Source organism: Candidatus Planktophila sp., from assembly GCF_044348745.1.
GTDB lineage: Bacteria > Actinomycetota > Actinomycetes > Nanopelagicales > Nanopelagicaceae > Planktophila.
This window is the reverse complement of the sequence record NZ_JBIKSG010000009.1, coordinates 21,862-40,714: the sequence shown is the minus strand read 5'-3', so window position 1 is coordinate 40,714 and position 18,853 is coordinate 21,862. Positions and strand designations below refer to the sequence as shown.

The 18,853-nt window shown below is 46.9% G+C and carries 13 protein-coding genes; 7 read left to right on the top strand and 6 right to left on the bottom strand.

The window, feature by feature from the left end:
* From AC9UH7_RS03090 to xseA, 3 genes are all read right to left on the bottom strand, one after another.
* Positions 1-1,211 (bottom strand): fumarate hydratase (locus AC9UH7_RS03090; protein ID WP_509594913.1); only part of this gene is annotated, 1,211 nt, incomplete at its 3' end.
* A 7-nt stretch (positions 1,212-1,218) separates the two neighbouring features.
* Positions 1,219-1,410, bottom strand: a complete 192-nt coding sequence (locus AC9UH7_RS03085) for an exodeoxyribonuclease VII small subunit (protein WP_509594911.1) — start codon at positions 1,408-1,410, stop codon at positions 1,219-1,221.
* 20 nt (positions 1,411-1,430) lie between these two features.
* Positions 1,431-2,633, bottom strand: coding sequence for an exodeoxyribonuclease VII large subunit (gene xseA / locus AC9UH7_RS03080; RefSeq protein WP_509594908.1), 1,203 nt, complete (start codon positions 2,631-2,633; stop codon positions 1,431-1,433).
* A gap of 25 nt (positions 2,634-2,658) precedes the next feature.
* Between xseA and AC9UH7_RS03075 the strand changes: the two genes are divergently transcribed.
* Positions 2,659-3,615, top strand: a complete 957-nt coding sequence (locus AC9UH7_RS03075) for a 4-hydroxy-3-methylbut-2-enyl diphosphate reductase (protein WP_509594905.1) — start codon at positions 2,659-2,661, stop codon at positions 3,613-3,615.
* Here the strand turns inward: AC9UH7_RS03075 and AC9UH7_RS03070 are convergent.
* Entirely contained in the window at positions 3,612-4,034 is a 423-nt protein-coding gene (locus tag AC9UH7_RS03070; RefSeq protein WP_509594902.1) for a hypothetical protein, read from the bottom strand. The two genes, AC9UH7_RS03075 and AC9UH7_RS03070, sit on opposite strands and share 4 nt — an antisense overlap.
* Positions 4,031-5,179, bottom strand: coding sequence for a DNA recombination protein RmuC (locus AC9UH7_RS03065; protein WP_509594899.1), 1,149 nt, complete (start codon positions 5,177-5,179; stop codon positions 4,031-4,033). Before AC9UH7_RS03065 ends, AC9UH7_RS03070 begins: the two co-directional genes overlap by 4 nt.
* A gap of 49 nt (positions 5,180-5,228) precedes the next feature.
* Here AC9UH7_RS03065 and ychF point away from each other — a divergent pair, with 49 nt between their 5' ends.
* On the top strand, positions 5,229-6,302 hold the full coding sequence (gene ychF / locus AC9UH7_RS03060; protein WP_509594896.1) for a redox-regulated ATPase YchF: 1,074 nt from the start codon (positions 5,229-5,231) through the stop codon (positions 6,300-6,302).
* Here the strand turns inward: ychF and AC9UH7_RS03055 are convergent.
* On the bottom strand, positions 6,299-7,651 hold the full coding sequence (locus AC9UH7_RS03055; RefSeq protein ID WP_509594894.1) for an aspartate aminotransferase family protein: 1,353 nt from the start codon (positions 7,649-7,651) through the stop codon (positions 6,299-6,301). The genes ychF and AC9UH7_RS03055 overlap by 4 nt on opposite strands.
* 63 nt (positions 7,652-7,714) lie before the next feature.
* On the opposite strand from AC9UH7_RS03055, the gene AC9UH7_RS03050 reads away from it, so the two are divergent.
* The 5 genes from AC9UH7_RS03050 (at position 7,715) to AC9UH7_RS03030 (ending at position 18,846) form a co-directional block, all read left to right on the top strand.
* Positions 7,715-9,199, top strand: a complete 1,485-nt coding sequence (locus AC9UH7_RS03050) for a CoA-acylating methylmalonate-semialdehyde dehydrogenase (protein ID WP_509594891.1) — start codon at positions 7,715-7,717, stop codon at positions 9,197-9,199.
* A 34-nt stretch (positions 9,200-9,233) separates the two neighbouring features.
* A complete protein-coding gene (locus AC9UH7_RS03045) occupies positions 9,234-10,424 on the top strand; it encodes an acyltransferase family protein (RefSeq protein ID WP_509594888.1) in 1,191 nt (396 codons plus the stop codon).
* A gap of 135 nt (positions 10,425-10,559) precedes the next feature.
* Positions 10,560-12,461, top strand: coding sequence for a translational GTPase TypA (gene typA / locus AC9UH7_RS03040; RefSeq protein ID WP_509594886.1), 1,902 nt, complete (start codon positions 10,560-10,562; stop codon positions 12,459-12,461).
* Positions 12,462-12,544: 83 nt separating this feature from the next.
* The gene (locus tag AC9UH7_RS03035; RefSeq protein WP_509594884.1) at positions 12,545-15,652 is read left to right on the top strand and encodes an ATP-dependent helicase; all 3,108 of its coding nucleotides are present in this window, start codon (positions 12,545-12,547) and stop codon (positions 15,650-15,652) included.
* Positions 15,652-18,846: an ATP-dependent helicase gene (locus AC9UH7_RS03030; RefSeq protein WP_509594882.1), complete on the top strand. Its 3,195-nt coding sequence runs from the start codon at positions 15,652-15,654 to the stop codon at positions 18,844-18,846. The genes AC9UH7_RS03035 and AC9UH7_RS03030 overlap by 1 nt, the downstream gene beginning before the upstream one ends.
* Positions 18,847-18,853: the final 7 nt, after the last annotated feature.

The following is an 18,853-nucleotide window of genomic DNA, read 5'->3' as shown; positions in this document are numbered from 1 at the left end:
AGCGCTTTGATCTTGGCGTGGGCAAGGTCTCGGGCCACAACTAAGGTGCCAGTGAGTGAAAGTCGGGTCTTAACAGGGTGCTGTGAGAGTTGGGCTAACACATCTGCCATTGGCTGATTCAAATCAATTGCAACCACATCATCATTGAGGTGGGCATCAGTTGTTTCAGGTAAGAAATGTGCAGGATCGCGCTCTAGTTCTTCTAGGAAAATTCCATCCTTAGTGATCTTGGCCTTTGCTTGACGATCCGCCGAACAGGAAACTGCGATCGCAATAGGCAGTGATGCACCATGTCGCGGCAAGCGAACAACTCGAACATCGTGGCAGAAGTACTTGCCACCAAATTGAGCACCAATTCCTAGAGTGCGGGTGAGTTCTAGAACCTTTTGTTCCAACTCAAGATCTCGGAACCCATGCCCGGTTGCTGCATCCCCTGAAGTTGGCAATGAATCCAAATACTTAGTGCTGGCAAGCTTTGCTGTCTTCACCGTGTGTTCGGCACTTGTGCCACCAATGACAATTGCCAAGTGATACGGAGGACATGCCGCCGTTCCAATCGAGCGCAGCTTTTCATCCAGCCAATTCATAAATGAGGTGGGGTTTAAAACTGCCTTTGTTTCTTGATATAAAAATGATTTATTAGCACTTCCGCCGCCTTTGGCGATAAACATAAAGTTGTACTCATCCTGATGATCGCTATCTGCATAGATCTCGATTTGGGCGGGCAGGTTGTTACCTGTGTTTTTCTCCTCCCACGTTGTGACAGGGGCCATTTGTGAATAGCGAAGATTGAGTTGGGTATAGGCATCATAAATACCTTGAGAAATCGCAACCTCATCTTTGCCGGTCGTTAATACGTATTGGCCCTTCTTGCCCATAACCAATGCGGTTCCTGTGTCTTGGCACATCGGCAAGACTCCACCAGCTGCGATGTTGGCATTTTTCAAAAGATCAATCGCCACGAAGCGATCATTAGGGGAAGCCTCTGGGTCATTAACAATATTTGTTAACTGCTGCAGGTGTGCTGGGCGAAGGTAATGGTTGATGTCATGGATTGCTTCTGAGGTTAACTTTTCAAGTGCTACAGGCTCAACCTGCAAAAACTCTTTATCGCCAAGCTTTACAACGCTGACGCCCTCTGTGCCAATGAGGCGGTACTTAGTTGTGTCCGCACCAAGTGGCAATAAATCAGAGTATGAAAAATTAGGCATGGGATATCTACGGCTTTACCGCATCAAGTTTTTTCTTAGCCCCGTCCAACCATTCCTGACAGATCTTGGCTAACTCTTCGCCGCGCTCCCACAACTTCAATGACTCTTCCAATGTTGCACTGCCCTCTTCAAGGGCTTCGACAACTTCAGCTAGCTCATCTCTGGCTGCTTCATAGGAGATCTTTTTGGCTTCGCTCATGTGCTAAATCTACTCTCTCTTTACTCGCCGGTGGCTGTGGCTTTGGTCTCGCCCTTAGCAAAACGAAGACGTAATAAATCGCCCTGCTTTAACTTCTTTGGATCTGTGACTATCTGCCCATCCTGTAACTGAACTACTGAATACCCTCGATCCAAAGTTGCTTGCGGTGAAAGCGCCCGCACCCGTGCCTTGACCTGCTTGAGCTCCTCTTTGGCCAACTCCAATTGGTGGGCAAAGGAGCGATTTGAGCGATCACGCAGCCCAGCGATGATTTCAGCCCTAGTTGTGATTAAAACTTGGGGATCTTTCATGACGGGGCGGTTTTTAAAGTTAGCGATTTGGGTTGCTTCAAGGTTGATGCGATTTACCAAGGTGCGACGGGCCCGATCACGCATCGCACCGATCATTGCAATCTCTTCTGCAATATCTGGAACAACTCTCTTTGCAGCATCTGTTGGTGTGGATGCTCGGTAATCTGCCACTAAATCCAAAAGGGGAGAGTCTTTTTCATGGCCGATGGCAGAGACAATTGGTGTTGTGCACGATGCTGCTAATCGCACTAAAGATTCATCGCTAAAGGGCAAGAGATCTTCAAAGGATCCACCACCGCGGGTAATGATGATTACCTCCACATCTTTATTGGCTTCTAATTCGCGCAAGGCATCTGAGACTTCAGATACTGCAGCTGCGCCTTGCACAGTTACTTCACGAATTTCAAATTGCACACTAGGCCAGCGACGCTTTGCATTTTCAACTACATCTTTTTCAGCATCGGTATTGCGACCACAGATCAGCCCAATAACTTTAGGCAGCAAGGGCAGGGCAACTTTTCTATCTGAATCAAAGAGTCCTTCAGTTGCCAATAGGTTTTTAAGAGCTTCAAGACGAGCCAGCAATTCGCCCACACCAACTTGGCGAATCTCACGGGCAGAAAAAGAGAGGGAACCATTCTTGGTATACCAGGATGGCTTTGCATACATAACAACTCGTGCGTTATCGGGCAGTGGCTTAACGGTGGCAATCACCGATTTGTGACACATGACCGAGATCGACATATCTACCGATGTGTCACGCAGGCGCATAAATGCCATCATGCCGCTGCGCTCGTTTAACTCGCTGATTTCGCCTTCGATCCAGATAGGACCTAGCCGATCAACGTAATCCTTGATCGCTTCAGAGACGACCCGAACCGGGGCCGGGGATTCACTTGAAGTTTCGAACATGGGATGAGCCTAATAGACTGACCCCATGACTAAGAGAGTTCTACTGGCAGCGCCTCGCGGATATTGCGCAGGGGTGGATCGCGCCGTTGTTACTGTAGAAAAAGCGTTGGCTCTCTATGGCGCACCGGTCTATGTGCGCAAGCAGATCGTGCACAACGTCCACGTTGTTGCCTCCCTGGAAGCAAAGGGCGCGATCTTTGTCGAGGAAACAGATGAAGTTCCAGAGGGTAAGACAGTTGTCTTCTCCGCCCATGGAGTTTCACCACTTGTTCATGAGCAAGCAGCAGCTCGTAATCTAAAAACTATTGATGCAACCTGTCCCTTGGTTACCAAGGTTCACCACGAGGTGCGCCGTTTTGCTACAGAAGATTCTGAAATTTTGCTTATTGGTCACCATGGCCATGAAGAGGTTGAGGGCACAGCAGGTGAAGCACCAGATCGTGTTCGCATCGTCGATGGCTTAGATGGTGCTCGCACAATCCAACCAACACCGGGCAAGAACTTAGTCTGGTTATCGCAAACAACTTTATCTGTTGATGAAACGATGGAAGCTGTTGCAATCTTAAAAGAGCGTTTTCCAGATATTCAGGCACCACCTAGTGATGACATTTGTTATGCCACCCAAAATCGTCAAGAAGCGATCAAAGAAATCGCACCTCAAGCTGATTTAGTAATTGTGGTTGGCTCTCGTAACTCCAGTAATTCAGTGCGCTTGGTTGAAGTTGCGCTGGAATACGGTGCAAAGGCTTCTTATCTGGTCGATTACGCCGAAGAGATTCAAGATGAGTGGTTTACGGGCGTGGAAACTATTGGCCTAACAAGTGGTGCATCAGTTCCTGAGATTCTCGTTAAAGACGTTTTAGCTACTTTGAACGAGCACGGCTTTAAGGATGTTCAAGAGATTACCGCGGCAGAAGAGTCACTGCTTTTCGCCCTACCACCAGAGCTTCGCAAAGATATGAAGGCGGCAGGTCAGGCTTAATCCTGTTCTACAGCAACCTTACGTTTTGATGGTTTGCTCTTGGCTTTTTGATTAAGGAAGACAAACCAGCCATACACAGCAGCGATAATTAAATACGGAGCAACAGAGGCAAGAGCTGCGATGAAATCAATGCCAACTCGAGAAGGTCTGAAACCTTCACGAAGAAGAATCATGGCAAGAACGGATCCAGCAAAAGCCAATGGGGGAGTTACAACTGAAACATAGCTTGTTCCTGTGCGACCAAAGCGAAGTGAGCCATAAAGGCCCACACAAATAGCAATACCCGTGAGGATTCCAACACCAGAGCGCAATGTCATCTCAATAAAAACAAAGAATCCAATGAAGATGGTTTGCAGGATGACGATTCCTTGCTTCTTTAGGCCAGGGCCTTGAATCTTAATTTTTTGTAATGAACTCATTTCTCATCTACCTCTTCTGCATCAATGTAATCATCTCCGCCATCTAACTCTGCATTCTTTAGATCCCGTACTGCGCCCGGTGCCTCTGGGTACTCAATAGCTAACTTATCTTTATCTCCAGTAACACCTAAGTTATGGATTCTTCTAGCAGGTGCCAATACAGTCTTTTCAGCTGTAGGGACAAGATCTTCATATGCTTTAGATGTTTGCGAAATTGCTTTACCGACAGCCACAATCTTTGTGTGAAGCAAAGTGATGTTTTTCAAGAAAGTGCTTGCCACCTTTTGAATTTCATCAGCATTTTCAGCTAACTTGTTGCGAGTGAAGATATAGCCAATGGTGCGAAGTAGCGCCATCATTGAGGTTGGGGTTGCAACAGTGACACCGACTTTAAAGGCCTTTTCCAGAAATTGAGGATCTGTGCGAAGGGCTTCAGAGAGCAAAGTTTCAAAGGGCACAAAAAGAACAACGAAATCAGGTGAACCCTGTGATTTGTGATAGCCACGCTTTGAGAGCGCATCAACATGCTTCATCAAATCCTTGCCATGTTGCTGAAGGTGTTGATCTCGCAACGCTTGATCATCTGTGGCGAAGGCATCAAGAAAACGTTCAAAAGGAAACTTAGAGTCAATAAATAATTGGGAACCACCGGGCATCTTGACTGTTACATCTGGAATGCCAGAAGAGTCAGAATCTGTAGTTGAGCGCTGCGCGGTGTATTCATGTCCTTCTCGCAGCCCTGCCCCTTGCAGCAGTAGCTCTAACTGAGCCTCACCAAACTTGCCACGGGTCTGTGCATTAGAAAGAGCTCCAGCGATCTTTTTTGTTTCATCAAAGATTGATTCCGAGGCACGGCGCATTTCTAGAATAGTTGTATTCAGATTTGCTTCAGCTTGTGTGCGGCTGAGATTAGCTTCATTGGCCTGGGTAGTTAGCTTTGTAACTGATTCTTTCACTGCTACTAACTCTGCATTTAACTTGATGGCAGATTCAGTCTTACCTCGTTCTGCCTCCAGTTGGATCTTGTAATCATCGAGCAGGGCTTGATTACCTGCTGAATCCTTGGATTTCAGGGAGGAAAAGAGGTATCCAATCGCAGATCCTGCGATCAGTCCTATTACTAAGGTCACTACGTATGCGGGCATGGGCCTATGGTGGCAGTGACCACTGACAATCCCGCGTAGGCTTACCCCAGTGAGCCTCTCAATCGGAATCGTCGGACTGCCAAACGTGGGAAAGTCCACCCTTTTTAATGCCTTGACCAAGAACAACGTTTTGGCTGCTAACTACCCCTTTGCCACCATTGAGCCCAACGTGGGAATGGTGGGAGTGCCAGATGAGCGCCTAGCCAAGCTAGCCACAGTCTTTGGTTCAGAGAAACTACTGCCAGCTGTTGTCTCTTTCGTCGATATCGCAGGAATTGTTAAGGGTGCATCAGAAGGTGCCGGACTTGGAAATAAGTTCCTGACAAATATTCGTGACACCGATGCAATCTGCCAGGTGATCCGTGTATTTAGCGATGGCGATGTTGTCCATGTTGATGGCCGTATTGATCCAGCATCTGACATGGAAACAATAAACACAGAATTAGCGCTCGCAGATTTACAGACAATTGAAAAAGCAATTCCTCGTCTTGAAAAAGAGGCACGTGTTGCAAAAGAGAAGGCTCCAATCCTGGAGGCGGTAAAGGCTGCCAATGATTGGTTGCAATCTGGAAAGCCGTTGTCACAGAGTCCTATTGATCGTGAACTATTGGCCGAGCTTCACCTCTTAACTGCAAAACCATTTTTGTATGTATTTAATGTCGATGCTGCCGAAATTAATGATTCAGATTTAAAGGCTAAGTTGCAAGCACTAGTTGCCCCAGCAGAAGCGATTTTCTTGGATGCAAAAACAGAGGCAGAGTTGGCAGAGTTAAGTGATGAAGACGCCCTTGAATTGCTTCAATCAATTGGTTTGAAAGAACCAGGACTTGCAACCTTGGCACGTGTTGGCTTTGATACTTTGGGATTACAGACATATTTGACTGCTGGTCCAAAAGAAACTCGCGCGTGGACAATTCACAAAGGTGACACCGCGCCAATGGCAGCAGGAGTTATTCACACAGATTTTCAAAAGGGATTTATTAAGGCTGAAATCGTTAGCTTTGATGAACTAATGGCGGCAGGCACCATGGTTGAAGCCAAAGCAAAGGGCAAGGTTCGAATGGAAGGCAAGGACTACATCATGCAAGATGGAGATGTAGTCGAATTTAGATTCAACGTCTAAACGCCGGTGTAGTACTTTCCAATTTCAGCTAAAGACTTATCCAGAATCTCAAGACCAAGCTTGGCATCTTCCACAGAGATATTGCATGGCGGGCATAAGTGAACTCTGTTGAAATTATTAAATGGCATTAGTCCATTCTTCTTGCAGGCTGCAACTAACTCATTCATGGCAGGACTTGATGCACCATAAGGAGCAAGTGGCTCATGTGTTGCACGATCACTGACTAGATCAACACCCCAGAACACTCCAGCACCGCGAATATCGCCAATAACCTTGTGCTTCTTAGCTAATTCAGCAAGGCCTGGACCCAGAATCGTTTCACCGATCATGGTGGCGTTTTCTAGCATCTTCTCTTCCTTCATAACATCAATAGTTGCAACCGCAGTTGCACATGCCATTGGGTGACCCATATAGGTAAGACCACCAGCAAAGACCTTGTCATCAAAGGTGTGTGAAATTTCTTTACTGATGACAACGCCACCAAGTTGGATGTAACCGGAGGTAACACCCTTTGCAAAGGTAATCAGATCAGGAACAACGCTTGAGTGTTGGTAGGCAAACCATTTACCGGTGCGACCAAAGCCAGACATCACTTCATCTGCAATCCACATGATCTTGTACTTGTCACATAGCGCACGCACACCTTCTAGATATCCCTTAGGTGGAACTAACACTCCAGCTGTTCCTGGAATAGATTCAATTAAAATTGCCGCAATAGTGTTTGGACCTTCAAAAATAATTGTTTGTTCAAGATGTTCTAAGGCACGCTTGCACTCTTCCGCCTCATCCTTTGCCCAGAATGCTGTGCGATAGAGATATGGTCCCCAGAAATGCACATGACCGAAGGCAAACTCATTAGGAAATCTGCGGGGATCTCCAGTTGCATTGATCGCAGCACCTGTATTGCCATGATAGGAACGATATGTTGAAAGCACCTTGTGTTTATGTGTGTGCATACGGGCCATGCGAATAGCATTTTCAATGGCATCGGCGCCGCCGTTTGTGAAAAAGACTTTGGCAAAGTTATCGCCAGCTAACTCAACAATTCTTTGCGCCGCTTCATTGCGAGCCTCATTGGCATGCTGCGGGGCAACTGTTGTGATTACCTCAGCTTGGGCTTGAATCGCTTTAATCACCTTAGGGTGCTGGTGTCCGATATTTGTGAAAACTAGTTGTGAAGAAAAATCTAAGTAGGTCTTGCCTTCAAAATCCCAAAAGCGCGATCCAGCACCACTTGCAATGGGCATCGGCGAAATTGCTCCTTGGGCAGACCATGAGTGAAAAACGTATTCATGGTCAGCAGCGCTAACTGCCGCTTGCTTTGCTGGATCATTAATTGGAGCGCTCATCTGTGTCCTCGAACCCTTTGTAGTTAGTAGCGCCATCATAAACCTCTGAAGTAGATTGCACCTATGACCCAGATAACGCATTGGATTAATGGCGCCCTTGATACCCATGCCGCGCCGCGCAGCGGAGAAGTTTTTAACCCTGCAACCGGAAAGGTCACCAAAACCGTTGCCTTTGCTGATGCAGCAACAGTTGATCGCACAGTAGCTGCTGCAACTGAAGCTTTCACGTCTTGGCGTCATAGTTCTTTAACAAAGCGAACCCAAGTTCTTTTTGCCTTTCGTGAGCTAGTCCAGCAAAACAAGGAAAAAATTGCCGCCCTCATTACCGATGAGCATGGAAAAGTATTAAGCGATGCTGCCGGTGAGGTAACCCGAGGTCTGGAAGTTGTTGAGTTTGCTTGCGGAATCCCACATCTACTCAAGGGTGGTTTTTCAGAAGAGGTATCAACTGGTGTTGATGTGTATTCAATCCGCCAGGCACTTGGCCCAGTTGCAATTATTTCTCCCTTTAACTTTCCAGCGATGGTTCCAATGTGGTTCTTCCCTGTTGCAATTGCATGTGGAAACACAGTTGTTGTTAAGCCATCTGAAAAAGATCCTTCTGCCGTTATGTTCCTGGCACAGTTATGGAAAGAAGCAGGATTACCTGATGGAGTCTTTAATGTGGTTCACGGTGATAAAGAGGCAGTTGATGCCCTGCTTACACACCCAGGAATAAAGTCTGTTTCATTTGTTGGTTCAACTCCTATTGCACGTTATGTCTATGAGACAGGCACTAAAGCTGGCAAGCGCGTGCAAGCATTAGGTGGAGCTAAAAACCACATGATTGTTCTGCCTGATGCTGACCTTGAACTTGCAGCAGATGCCGCAATTAACGCTGGCTTTGGTTCAGCAGGTGAGCGGTGCATGGCAATCTCTGCAATTGTTGCAGTAGAGCCAATTGCATCAGCCCTTGTTGAAAAGATTAAATCACGTATGTCTTCGATTAAAACTGGTGATGGCACACAAGGCTCTGACATGGGACCCCTTGTTACTAAAGTTCACCGCGACAAAGTTGCTTCCTATATTGAGGCTGGAAGTAATGAAGGTGCAACTGTTGTGGTCGATGGTCGCACACTAGAAATTGCCGGAGATGGCTTCTGGCTGGGCCCTACCTTGTTTGACAATGTGAGCCCAGAAATGTCTATCTATAAAGATGAAATCTTTGGCCCAGTTCTAAGCATTATTCGGGTTAAGACATATGACGAAGCATTGAATTTAGTGAACTCACATCAATATGGAAATGGAACAGCGATCTTCACAAATGATGGCGGCGCAGCTCGTAGATTCCAGAATGAGGTAGAGGTTGGAATGGTGGGTATTAATGTTCCGATTCCTGTGCCAATGGCGTATTACTCATTTGGTGGATGGAAGAACTCTTTATTTGGTGATTCTCATGCACATGGCACCGAAGGTGTTCACTTCTTTACGCGCGGCAAAGTTGTTACAAGCCGCTGGTTAGATCCAAGCCATGGTGGAATTAACTTAGGTTTCCCTCAAAACGATTAAACACTTTTTCTAGTTCTTCGGATAACCTCGCTCCATGAAGATGCAACCCGTAAGAATTCCGGGAGCTGACGGATTACGGGCACTTGCGTGTCTGATGGTGGTGTTGCACCACACCTCCCAGCGATTGAATCCGACCAATTCACCAGACTGGCTTCAAGCGCTCCACTTCTTTGGCATGCGGGGCGAAGTTGGTGTCAGCCTTTTCTTTGTATTGTCAGGCTGTCTTCTCTCACTTCCCTTTTGGAATAACTTTGCTAACAAAGAACCAAGTCCTTCACTCAAGCTTTATCTGATCAATCGGGGAGCCCGCATCATCCCTGCATTTTGGCTGAACTTGACTGTGTGTACTTTTCTTGGATTATGGGTCTTTAATCAAGATATCAATTGGTGGCGCTTTCTCTCAGGTCTTTTCTTTATTAATAGCTACCACTACTCAACATTTTTTCCTGCCGAGATCAATGGCCCACTCTGGTCTATTGGTCTTGAAGTTTCCTGCTACTTATTACTTCCAATTGTTCTTTTCTTAATCATCAAAAGCGTGAAGAAGTTATCTCATGCGATTGCAAGCTTGGTGGTGTCGATTGTTCTGCTGCAATTACTCAACCCATTGATCATAAATACATTCATGACAAGCAATGTTTCAAAGGGATGGCAATACGGACTAACTGGTGGTGCAAAACAATGGCTTCCGTATTGGAATATCAACACCTTTTTTGCTCAATTTTTGTGTGGCTCGCTTGCAGCATTAATTATCGTGGCACTGAGATCTCGGGGAACTGCAAAGTCGCGCTATTTTGATTGTGCAGCCATTTTTTTCGCACTTGCTGCGATTTGGCTGGTAGCCGATCGATTGGTAGTCGGAGCGCCTGATCGCCTAACTGATCAACCATACCTCGCCCCTTTTTATGCAATTCTTATGGCGTCAGTGTTGGTTGCATCAGCATTTAGCGCCCACACCTATAGAGCTTTGGACAATAAGGTTTTTGCCTGGATCGCCAAGCTTTCCTTCAGTATTTATCTCTGGCATATGGTGTTGATCGTATTCATTGAACGAAAAGCGGGGAAGAATTATGTTTACTACGCGGTCACTGATACATCCGAATGGGTTGTGTTAAGTAGCATCGTTCTCATAGGGTCAATATGTATCGCAGCATTATCGTGGCGCTTCTTAGAATCCCCAGTGCTGCAATATGTGCGAAAAGCACCCCATTTATCCCGCAAATAACGGGCTGATTAGTCCATATGCACCGCAAAAGGTAGAATAAACACGTGCGGCTGATTGAATTGGCCTCTGCAAGACCAAATCGTTGATAGAGGCAAGGCCTTATATAGGGCTGGCTTCCTAAGGAAAGTAGTTTTCGTGGCCAAGATTCAAGAGCATCTAAAAAACCTGCCAGTAAAAAAGCGCGACGATCTGCGTAACGTCGCGATCATTGCCCACGTTGACCATGGAAAGACAACACTGGTTGATGCGATGTTGTGGCAGTCCGGTGCATTTGCAGCACACAAGGTTCAGGGCGAAGGCCAGGATCGCATGATGGATTCAATGGATCTAGAACGCGAAAAGGGAATTACGATTCTTGCCAAGAACACAGCTGTTAAGCGCGGCAACACAATCGTTAACATTATTGATACACCAGGCCACGCAGACTTCGGCGGCGAAGTAGAGCGCGGTCTTGAAATGGTTGACGGCGTTATCTTGTTGGTAGATGCATCAGAAGGTCCACTGCCACAAACACGTTTCGTTTTGCGTAAAGCGCTAGAAAAGAATTTGCCAGTTATCTTGTTGATCAACAAGGTTGACCGTCCAGACTCTCGTATCGCAGAAGTTGTTGACGAGGCATATGAGTTATTCCTTGACCTTGGAGCAAATGAAGAGCAGATTGAATTCCCGGTTGTCTATGCATCAGCAAAAGCTGGCCGTGCTTCATTGACTCGTCCTGCAGATGGTGGAATGCCAGAAGAGACAAACTTGGATGTTTTGTTTGACACAATTTTCACCGCAATTCCAGCACCTGAATATCATGAAGGTGCGCCATTGCAAGCACACGTTACAAACCTTGACTCATCACCATTCTTGGGTCGTCTTGCACTATGTCGTGTGCGCGAAGGTGTTATTAAAAAGGGTCAGAACGTCACTTGGATTAAGACAGATGGCACAACGGAGCGCGTGAAGATTTCAGAGTTACTTATTACTGAAGCGCTAGAGCGCGTTCCAGCGCTAGAGGCACACCCTGGAGACATCATTGCCGTGGCTGGTATCGACACCATTACATTGGGCGAGACCCTGGCTGATAATGAAAACCCACACGCACTTCCTTTGATCATCGTTGATGAACCATCTATTTCCATGACAATCGGTATTAATACATCTCCTTTGGCAGGCAAGAGCGGCAAACTGCTTACTGCGCGCCAAGTTAAGGGACGTTTGGATGCAGAACTAGTCGGTAACGTTTCATTGCGTGTTCTCAACACTGATCGTCCAGATACTTGGGAAGTTCAGGGCCGCGGAGAACTACAGCTAGCAGTCCTTGTTGAAATCATGAAGCGCGAAGGCTTTGAACTAACTGTTGGTAAGCCACAGGTAGTTATCAAGAAGATTGATGGCAAGGTTCACGAGCCAATGGAGCGCTTAACAATTGATGCACCAGAAGAGTATCTCGGTGTTCTTACACAGTTGATGGCACTTCGTAAGGGTCGCATGGAGCAAATGGTTAATCACGGAACCGGTTGGATCCGTCTTGATTACAAGGTTCCATCACGTGGGCTTATTGGTTTTAGAACTGAGTTCTTAACTGAAACTCGTGGAACTGGTTTGCTCCACCACGTCTTTGATGGTTACGAGCCTTGGTTCGGAGATATTCGCACGCGTGCAACTGGATCACTTGTGTCAGACCGCATGGGAACAGTTACCTCATATGCACTCTATGGAACACAAGATCGTGGAACTATTTTCGTAGAGCCAGGCGATGAAGTGTATGAAGGCATGGTTATTGGCGAGAACTCTCGTAACGATGACATGGACGTTAACTGTGTTCGTGAAAAGAAGCTTACAAACATGCGTGCTTCAGGAACTGATGAATCAGAGCGTTTGATTCCGCCTAAGAAGCTCAACATGGAAGGTGCTCTTGAATTCTGCCGCGAAGATGAGTGCGTGGAAGTAACACCTGCTGTAGTGCGTATCCGCAAGGTTGTTCTCAACGGTGACGAGCGAGCACGTGCTACATCTCGTGCGAAGAAGGCAAACCTGAACGTTAATTAATTGAAAAGGAAATGGCCCGTGTTAATCACTTAACGCGGGCCTTTTTCATGTTCTGCCTCAATTTGTCACCTCTCTGAGGCAAGATGCTCACTGTGAGTAAGCAGCCATTCAGCCTTGTGCGACAGGTGATTAAGGCTGCCCCTGCGGCTTTGGATCCCGAACAGTTGGCTGCTGTTACTCATCGTGGTTGCCCCATTGTTGTGCAAGGTGGACCAGGCACAGGTAAAACAACAGTTTTAGTTGAAGCAGCACTTGCTCGGATCCAAGAGGGACAAAACCCAGACTCAATTCTCTTGCTGACCTATGGTCGCGAGAGAGCATCTGAATTACGTGATGCCATTGCGCTTCGCACAACTAAAACAATGTTTGAGCCATTAGCCAGAACATTTCATTCGCTGGCATTTTCGATTTTGAAGATGAAGGCAAAGGGGGATCCAGATCCAATTTTGCTCAGTGGGCCAGAACAAGAGAGTTACATCCGCGAACTCCTGCAAGGTGATATCGAAGATGGTTTTAAAGAATGGCCGGAAGATCTGCACAAGGCGTTAACAACTAATGGGTTTGCTCGAGAACTCCGCGATTTGATTTTGCGTGCATCTGAACGTGGAGTAGATGCAGATGAGTTAGCGGAGTTAGGCCTGCAAGAAAGTGAGAAGTATTGGGTAGCAGCAGCTGCTTTCTGGAAGAGATACACCAATTCAATGGTGATGCGTGAGTTCAGCGCACAGGATGCGAAGCTGCGTATCGATCCATCAGAGTTAGTCTCCCGCGCATCGATCCACTTACGCAATAATCCAGATTTGCTTGATGAACTTCGCACTCGTTTTACCACAATCATGGTGGATGAGTTTCAGGAAAGCGATCCCACACAACGCGAACTATTGGCATTGCTTGCAGGCAAGGATGTAATCATCTGTGCTGATGCAGATAGCGCAGTGGGCCGATTCCGTGGCGCAGATCCTGATGGATTGTCAGCAGCGCTAGACCCATATCGCGCGAAGGAAATTGTTTTGGGTCATGTCTATCGCAACGCAAAGGCAATCTTTGAAGTTGGACATAAGTATGTGCAGAAGTTTCCGGGATCCCCAGTAACCAGAAAACGCTCTGCGGCGGTTGAAAATCAAGGTTTTGTTGGGGTTCATCGCTTTAGAAGTGGGGCGGAAGAGGCAGCCTTTATCGCCCATCAATTCCGCAGCGCACATCTGCGTCAAGGAATTTCATATAGTGACATGGCAGTTATCTTGCGCTCACCAGGAGTTCAGGCATCTGCGCTGCGTCGGGCATTTTCACAGGTTGGTATTCCTGTTGCATCTGAACTTCAAGCCTTAGCTGGCAATCCTGCAATTACACCGTTCTTGTTATTAGCACGTGTAGCAATCGGTGCACAACCACTTAATCTTGACACCGCAGAGCGACTATTGCTTTCTGAATTTGGAGGCGCTGATTCAATTTCCTTGCGCCGTATTCGCAGAGCGATGATTACCGCCCGCCCAGAAGGTGATGAGCGCTCCGGCACACAGTTATTGCTAGATGCAATAGTTGACGGTGAGTTGTTTATTGAAGGTGCCGACAGTGTCCTTCGAGTTCATGAGCTGTTAAAGGGTGCCAAAGCAATTGCACGTAATAAAAGCGCTTTGGCCGATGACCTCTTGTGGTTTATTTGGGATAACGCAAAAACAAGTGATGGTCAAAAGTTAGCTGTTGCTTGGTGCAATCAAGCGTTGCGTCCAGGAATCCGGGGAGCAGCTGCTGATCGAGATCTTGATGCAATGATGCAGTTGTTTGAATCAGCAGCTCGTTACTCTGAACGCTTTCCATTGTCAGGTCCAGCTGCCTTTATCAATGAAGTGGCACAAGAGGACATTGCCGGCGATGTTATTACCGCCAAGGGAGTGCGACCAGATTTTGTAGAGATTCTCACCGTGCACAGCGCCAAAGGTCGTCAATGGGATTTAGTTGCAATCGCAGGTTTACAAGAGGGAACTTGGCCTAACTTAAAGCAGCGTTCTTCGCTTCTAGGTGCTGAACGATTAGTAGAGCGCAAGCGCAATCCAGAAACACCAAGAGATCAATTAGATGTCATTGCAGCCAATGGCCTCATGCAGGATGAAAAGCGGCTGTTTCATGTGGCTCTAACCCGCGCAAAACAATCACTTTTCGTAACCGCCGTCCAACGTGAAGATGAAGAACCATCACAATTTTTTGAAGAGATCGAAGTCATGTTGAGTCCAGTTAAGGGTAAGGAGCCCGTCTTAGCCGATGTTCCTCGTCCTATTACAGCACCTGCCTTGGTTGCCGAACTGCGCGGCCAGTTAGCTGGACCAAAGGCTAAAGAGGCTGCTGCGTTACTAAAGGCGATGAGCGCTGAGGGTATTTACCTAGCAAATCCGGCGAGCTGGATTGGTTCTGTTCCGTTAAGTACTGATGCACCTGTGATTGATCCAGACAAAGAAGTTATTGTCTCGCCATCAGGTGCTGAAAGCTTTTTGGAATGTGGCGTGAAATGGTTCCTCCAAAACAATGGTGGATCAGATGGCGATAGTACTGCGCAAGTTTTGGGTTCTGCGATTCACGCATTTGCGGCCAAGATGGTGCAAGAGCCAGAAATAAGCCGAGATCAATTAATTCAGTCTCTAGAAAACTCTTGGAAGTTGATTGATCCTGAAAGTGGATGGGTCAGTGCCTCACACCTTGAATCTGCGGTCACAATGCTTGAAAAGTTTGTTGAGTACCATAAGGAAACAAAGCGAGAAATCAAAGGTGCCGAATTACGTTTTGATGTGAAGTTGGGTCGTGCGCGCATTATCGGAACTGTGGATCGACTTGAGGTTGAGGCAGATGGCTCACTCTTTATTATTGACTTTAAAACTGGTAACACTGCAATCAGCAAAGAAGATGCAAAGAAGAATCTGCAGCTTGCCAGTTATCAATTAGGAGTTGCAGAAGGCGGATTTGCAGAAGGCACTAAGTCTTCAGGAGCAGAACTTGTGTATTTGGGCACTGATAGTGCCGGCCCTTCTATTCGACAGCAATATGCGATAGATCTGGAAGAAACTAAGGCAACGATCGAAACTATTGGTGAAGGCATGGGTGCTGCAACCTTCTTTGCCACCGTCAATAAGCGCTGTAAAGGCTGCCCAGTAAGGAAATCCTGCCCTGTTCAAAGTGATGGTCGGGCGGTGATTGAGTGATGACAAAAGCCCAGTACACACCTGAAGAGATTATTGAAAAGCTTCAGAAAAAATTTGGTTCAGAGATTAAACCAATCACTGAACATCAATCAGCGATCATAAGTAGCGGACTAGAACCTGCTGTCGTTATCGCAGGTGCTGGTTCAGGTAAGACTGAAACTATGAGCAACCGTGTGTTGTATTTAGTTGCTAATGGGCTTGCAACCCCTGATCAAATCTTAGGTCTTACCTTTACCCGCAAGGCGGCTGGCGAACTCTCTGTTCGAATACGTAAGCGTTTGCGTCAGCTTTCCCAACTTGAAGAGTTTAAGCACATCACCTCAACAAGCACCGCAGTTACTACCTATCACTCCTATGCAGGCAAACTCCTTAGTGAACATGCAATCCGCTATGGAATAGATGCTGATGCAGATCCACTAGGTGAAGCGGCTATTTGGCAGATTGCATCTGATGTTGTGCGCAACTGGTCAGATGATTCCTATCGAAATGACAGTGCTGTGAGCACAGTGATTAAGGATTTGCTTGGTCTTTCAAAGTTGATGCTAGAACATCAAGTTAAGGCATCAGATATTGAAGCAATCGGCAACGACATGCTCGAGAAGCTACAGCTACTTGCCGGTAATACCAATGAAGATACGCGAGCAGTTGCCCGTGCAATGCGACAACGTAATGGACTATTGCCAATGGTCGAAGCTTTCATGGAGCGTCGAAAAGCAGCCGGGGAACTTTCATTTGATGATCAGATGTCGTTGGCTGCAGATATTGCGCAAAACTTTGAAGATGTTGGCACCTTAGAGCGTGGCAAATACACCGTTGTTTTACTTGATGAGTACCAAGACACATCACAATCTCAGGTGCGCATGTTGTCTTCTCTCTATAGGGCAGGACACCCAGTCATGGCTGTGGGAGACCCATCGCAGGCCATTTACACATGGCGCGGAGCCTCTGCCGGCACGATGGCTTCATTTAGTAAGTACTTTCCTAAGGCGCAGGGTCAAACTGGCACCGAAGAGTTCTCACTGCCAAGAACATTCCGCAATGACAAGATTATCTTGGCTGCGGCAAACACCATCAGTGCTGAAATCAAAGCAGCAGGCGGGCAGCAAGTTGTTGAACTAGAAGCAAGGACTGGAGCAGGAGATGGAGAACTTGCTTATGGAATCTATGAAACTGTTGAGACTGAGTCACAAGCTATTGCTGAGTATTTCAAAGCGCTCTGGAAGCCAGAAGAAAAGAAGTCCTTTGCCGTCTTAGTTCGAAAGCGCAGTCAAATAGTCTCTATTGAAAATGCGCTGCGCGAGCAAGGTCTACCCGTTGAGGTAATTGGAATTGGTGGATTAATTCACATTCCAGAGGTGGCAGATGTAGTTACTTTGATGAAAATCATTACCGATCCTGATGCTGGATCATCTTTGATGCGCCATCTGACAGGTGCCAGAATTAATTTGGGCCCACGAGACATTGCTGCACTTGGTGCATTTAGTCGTGAACGCGCAAAGGCTATGCATGCTGACTCCAAGAGTTTCATAAAGAAGATTGCTGCAGGCAACCCTGATCAACTAGAAGCCGATGATCAGTTCTCAGGATCAATCATTGATGCGCTAGATGAGATTACGTCAGCGAAAAAGAGTGGATTTAGTGATCTTGGATATCAACGACTAGTTTCATTTGCACAAGATCTGCGCCGACTGCGTTCTCGTGCAGGGGGTCAGATCACAGATCTGGTGACTGAAATTGAAAACTACTTAACCCTTGAATCAGAAATTACTTTGCGGGAGGGCTCGCAAACTGGTCGTCGCCACCTAGATAGATTCTTGGATGAGGCCTCAAAGTTTGAAAGAAGTGGTGGATCTGTTTCAGCATTTTTGGATTGGCTAGATATCGCATCTGATGAAGAAGGTGGCTTAAAGGTTGGAGCCCCTGAAGTACGCACAGATGTGGTCCAAATCCTCACAGTTCACATGGCAAAGGGTGCTGAGTGGGACGTGGTGGCTGTGCCTGGATTATCTGAAGGCACCTTCCCTGGGGTTAATCGCTCTGACCCGGATAACTGGTTGAAGAATGAAAAGCATGTGCCTTTTGCTTTGCGTGGTGATGCTCACGAGCTTCCACGTTTTACATTAGATGGAATTACCAAAAACAGTGAAGCAGCAAAGGCGATCAAAGAATTTGCGCGCCAATGTGTTGATCACATCAAGATGCGCGAGGAAATGCGGCTTGCATACGTTGCCGTGACCCGTGCTCGCACACATTTGATCTGCACAACTTCTTGGTGGCGAGATGGTGCCAACTCTGTTTCTCCTTCAAACATCTTTACTTTGATTTCAGGTGCTGCAAGTGCCAACGGTGGTCGATTGATATCCGATGTGGCGGCACCTGATGACGATGCAGAGAATCCAACGCTTGAAAATCCACTGACCGCCATTTGGCCACGAGATTATTTAGGGGATAAGCGCGCACAATTTGATGCAGCGATCGCACTAGTGAATGCATCTGATGTTCATCCACTAGTTGACTCGCAGGATGAAGAAGTCAATTCCTGGATTATGGATGCCCATAGTTTAATTACCGAGCAACGAAATCGTGCCTCAGATGTTGTTCAGGTTGCTTTGCCTACACGACTTTCCACATCGACTTTGGTCGCCTTGCATGAGAACCCACATGAGCTTGCTCTCAACATTCGCCGCCCAATGCCACGGGGACAAGATCAGTATTCGCGACGTGGAACTGCATTTCACTTATGGGTTGAGCGTCAATTCACAGATGCAGCTACATTATTTGGTGATGAGTACTTAGATTACCTAGACCCACTAGATGATGATTCAAAATTAGAGGATCTAAAGGCTGCTTGGTTAAAAAGCAGCTTTGCTAATCGCACACCAGCCCGAGTTGAAGTCCCTTTTGAGACAACTATCGCTGGCGTGCTCATTAGGGGGCGAATTGATGCAATTTATCGTGACGGAGATGGTTTCCAGGTGGTGGATTGGAAGACTGGGTCAAAGCAGTTAGGAAAATCTGCGCAGGTTCAGTTAGCGATGTATCGCTTGGCGTGGGCAAAACTATCTGGCTGTGACATCTCAAAGATCTCTGCGGCATTCCACTACGTGCCAACGGGAGTTACTGACCAGCCAGCTGATTTGTTAGATGAAGCTGCTTTGATTGCCTTGATTACTGCAGTTGATTTACAGCAGTAGTTGGATT